The sequence below is a fragment of the Pseudoalteromonas fenneropenaei genome (assembly GCF_042643375.1).
GTDB lineage: Bacteria > Pseudomonadota > Gammaproteobacteria > Enterobacterales > Alteromonadaceae > Pseudoalteromonas > Pseudoalteromonas fenneropenaei.
The window spans coordinates 1-3,386 of sequence record NZ_JBHRSD010000042.1; the positions used below are offsets into that span (position 1 = coordinate 1).

Here is a 3,386-nt window from a genome sequence, read left to right on the forward strand (position 1 = left end):
AGAAAAAACGACCTAACTATCGAAAAAATAAACCCCGCTTAAAAAAGCAGGGTTTATCATCAATCTGAAACCGACTTAGGTCGGTTTTTTTGCAAAAAAAGTACAAAAAAACCTTCACTATTACTTTACAAAGCAAAATAACAGAGTAATAATGACAGCGTTGTCATAATGGTAAGCCTAGATAGTTGTATCTCTATTAGGTTTGATCTGGCCTTGCGCTGATTGCACGCGGTGCAAGGTTCAGATCCCATTTTCTAAGCCCTCACAATGAGTTTTAAACTATGCAAATCGTAATTCTAAAAGACGCCGCTGAAGTTGCCCGCTACGGTGCAGATATTTTTACAACTCAGTTACAACGTAAGGCGGGAGCGGTGTTAGGCTTAGCAACAGGTTCAACGCCTGTGGCGCTTTATCAAGAACTTATTCGCCGTAATCAGGCGGGCGAAGTGAGCTTCAAAAATGCCACCACATTTAATTTAGATGAATACTTAGGTCTTAGTGGTGAGCATCCACAAAGCTACCGTTATTTTATGGATCAGCAGTTGTTTGATCATGTGGATATCGACAAAAACAACACCCATGTACCGCCGGGTGATGCGAAAAATCCCATTACTGCCTGCCAAGAATATGAAGCGAAAATCGCAGCAGCAGGTGGTATTGATATTCAATTGCTAGGTATAGGCCGCAATGGTCACATTGGTTTTAACGAACCTTCGTCCGGATTGACATCAAGAACACGAGTAAAAACCTTAACGAAAGCGACCATAGACGATAACGCACGTTTCTTTGCGGCAGACGAATATCAACCACATCTTTCCATTACGATGGGAATCGGTACCATACTTGATGCGCGTAAAGTGGTGTTACTTGCGACTGGTGAAAACAAAGCCGATGCCGTAAAAGCTATGGTAGAAGGGCCTCTTACTGCAGCTTGTCCAGCTTCTGCGTTACAACTCCACCGCGATGCGGTGATTGTGATTGATTTAGCAGCGGCCAGTAAACTTGCCGATATTGAATTTTATCAACATATTGAAGCTGAGAATCAAAAGCTTCAAGCCTATCTTGCCTCTCTGTAGTGTGATAAACACTGTAGGTTTAAAAAGCCCGAAAGGGCTTTTTTTTTTGCGCCACTCTGTGCTAGTTTGAGCGCAATCAAAAGCAAGGAACAGGACTATGTTGTATTACGCTCACTTACCACTCAATCGCCATTCGGCAGAGCGCAAAGATGCCAACTGGCTACTCCATAAGCAAAGTAAAAATAGTCTGTGGCTGCTTGTCAATAATAGTCAGACCTTATTCAAATCTGGTTCTCCGGAAATAGCACTGCTGTCATATCAACAAGTGCAAACTTTAGATCTCTGGCAAGCGGTATTTCTTGGTGCTGAAGAGGGGCAAGGTTACTTTGCTTTAGATGTCTCTAGTCTTGATACGGAACTGTTGGCACCACTACTACATGCGGTGGAATTTAAAGATATTCGCAGTTATGGTCCGCTGGTTGATTTACAGAAAGGTTCAATTGCAGCGTTGGCACGCGGTCTATGTCATTGGCATGTGACACACAGGTTTTGTGGCCGTTGTGGTCATGCTAACAAACCAATAGAAGCAGGGCATGCACGGCTTTGTACGAACGCCGAATGTAAGCATATGACGTTTCCGCGAACCGATCCCGCGGTGATCATGTTAGTAACTAAACGTTTTAGCGATGGCATTGAACGATGTTTGCTTGGGCGCCAGGCAAGTTGGCCTGAGGGGGTGTATTCCACGTTAGCTGGTTTTGTTGACCCCGGTGAAAGTTTAGAGCAAGCCGTAGCACGAGAAGTACTAGAAGAAGCTGGTGTTGCGGTGAGTGATGTAACTTACATCGCATCACAGCCTTGGCCTTTTCCATCTTCTTTAATGTTAGGTTTTTTTGCCAAAGCTGAATCGAGCGATATTTATGTGGATAAAGATGAACTTGACGATGCCAAATGGTTTAGCCGTGCTGAATTGAACCAATTTTTGGAGTGGGGTAGTGAGCTACCTGGTTATAAATTAACGCGTAAAGATTCGATTTCACGATTTTTAGTAGAACATTGGCGTAAGCAAGAGGAATGACAATGAAGAAACCAACTCAGATTGTAGCTGCTGGTCGCAGCAAAGCTTATACCCATGGCGTAGTTAATCCCGTTGTGCAACGCGCTTCTACCGTAGTATTTGAGACTGTTGCTGAAATGCAACAAGCGGCCAAAGAGCGGCATAACCGCACACTATTTTATGGTCGACGCGGCACCACAACGCATTTTGCGTTGCAAGATGCTTTGATGGAGTTGGAAAATGGCGCAGGTTGCGCGCTATTTCCCTGCGGCGCAGCAGCCATTGCGCAAACTTTATTATGCTTTTTAAAAGCCGGTGACCATTTATTAATGGTTGATACCGCTTATGAGCCTACTCGAGACTTTTGTGACAAGATCTTGAGTCGCTACGGGATTGAAACCAGTTATTACGACCCTATGCTGGGCGCCGCGATTGAGCAAGAAATTCGCCCCAATACCAAAGTGATTTTTATGGAATCACCCGGTTCAATCACCATGGAAGTTCAGGATGTCCCGAGTTTGGTCGGCATTGCTCAGGCACATGGGATCTTAACTATTCTCGACAACACCTATGGTAATGGGCTGCAATTTACGCCGCTCGATTTAGGCGTCAACATCAGTATTCAGGCTGCAACTAAGTATATTGTAGGTCATTCTGATGTGATGATGGGTATAGCTGTGGCAGATAAGCAATACTGGCCAACGCTAAGAGAGCATGCCTATTTGCTCGGTCAGTGCACCTCAGCGGACGATGCTTATTTAGCACTGCGTGGGCTGCGAACGATGGCGGTGCGCTTGCAACAGCATGAACAATCTGCTTTAAGCATCGCCAAATGGCTGCAAGCTCATCCATTAGTGGCGGAGGTGCGTCATCCTGCGTTAGCTGGTTGTCCTGGTCATGAATTCTTTGTTCGTGATTTCAAAGGCAGCAATGGGTTGTTTTCATTTATTATGAAGCAAACTTCACCTGCCGCGGTACAAGCATTTTTGGAAAGCTTACACCATTTTAAAATGGGCTTTTCGTGGGGCGGTTACGAAAGTTTGGTGACGGCTAACCAAAATATGGCCGCGTTACGCAGCAAAACCGGTTGGCAGCAAGGCACTGTGATCCGCTTACATATTGGTTTGGAAGATGTGGAAGACTTACGTGCCGACCTTGCTCAGGCTCTGGATGTCTATCAAAGCCACTTAGAGCGCAGCTAATAACCTATGATAGTTTGATACCAAGCCAGACACTTGTCTGGCTTTCAGACTGTTGAAAAAGGGCTAGACACAGATCTAGCCCTTTGATCTAATAAGCACAGTGAGTATCGA

3 protein-coding genes are annotated in these 3,386 nt (G+C 45.0%); all 3 read left to right on the top strand.

The genetic code is table 11. The features are described from left to right. The first annotated feature begins 281 nt into the window (after positions 1-281). Positions 282-1,076 (top strand): glucosamine-6-phosphate deaminase, encoded by a 795-nt coding sequence (nagB, locus tag ACFOEE_RS18785; protein ID WP_377128058.1) that lies wholly within the window; start codon positions 282-284, stop codon positions 1,074-1,076. 97 nt (positions 1,077-1,173) lie between these two features. Next, a complete protein-coding gene (nudC, locus tag ACFOEE_RS18790; protein WP_377128061.1) occupies positions 1,174-2,094 on the top strand; it encodes an NAD(+) diphosphatase in 921 nt (306 codons plus the stop codon). Between the two features lie 2 nt (positions 2,095-2,096). Next, positions 2,097-3,275, top strand: coding sequence for a cystathionine beta-lyase (locus ACFOEE_RS18795; protein ID WP_377128064.1), 1,179 nt, complete (start codon positions 2,097-2,099; stop codon positions 3,273-3,275). The last annotated feature ends 111 nt before the right edge of the window (positions 3,276-3,386 follow it).

Excerpts from the sequence above, each read along its gene's own strand:
- nudC (WP_377128061.1), top strand. The coding sequence starts at position 1,174 with ATGTTGTATTACGCTCACTTACCACTCAATCGCCATTCGGCAGAGCGC.
- ACFOEE_RS18795 (WP_377128064.1), top strand. The coding sequence starts at position 2,097 with ATGAAGAAACCAACTCAGATTGTAGCTGCTGGTCGCAGCAAAGCTTAT.
- nagB (WP_377128058.1), top strand. The coding sequence starts at position 282 with ATGCAAATCGTAATTCTAAAAGACGCCGCTGAAGTTGCCCGCTACGGT.